At 42.5% G+C, this 409-nt stretch carries 1 protein-coding gene; it reads right to left on the bottom strand.

All coding sequences use genetic code 11. The annotated features are described in order from the left end of the window. A partial coding sequence (locus FOF46_RS32150; protein WP_167572046.1) for a hypothetical protein occupies positions 1-409 on the bottom strand: 409 nt, incomplete at both ends.

Genomic DNA, 409 nt, shown 5'->3' with positions numbered 1-409 from the left:
AAAGTATCGGTACAACCAGGTGCCACATTAATAGCACTATCGGTAACCTCTACTCGATAATCTCCAGGGAAAATACCATCCGTACCAGGGGTAGTACTACTAAACGTTATCTGATTAGCTCCCGGACCTGGTGTCTGAGTAACGCCCGGTATAGTAACACTCGTACCAGCATTAACTAAATCAAAAGTAAAATTACCCGGATTAGCCGTAATGTCAGAACCTCCTGTAACCGTAGCTACAATAGTCGCATCGTTTGCCCTACATGTAGGATCTGTAAATACAGCTGTAACTTGTAACTCTGGAAATACCTCAATAGTTCGTGGTAAAGATGGACAGCCATTCTCATCAAAAGCAACAACTGAATATGTGCCAGGACCACTTAATGGAAAATCTATCGTAGCCGTATTAG

This window comes from Aquimarina algiphila, from assembly GCF_007489275.1.
Taxonomy (GTDB): Bacteria; Bacteroidota; Bacteroidia; order Flavobacteriales; family Flavobacteriaceae; genus Aquimarina; species Aquimarina algiphila.
Note: the sequence above shows the minus strand (reverse complement) of the source record. Positions and strands in the feature narration are given on the sequence as shown.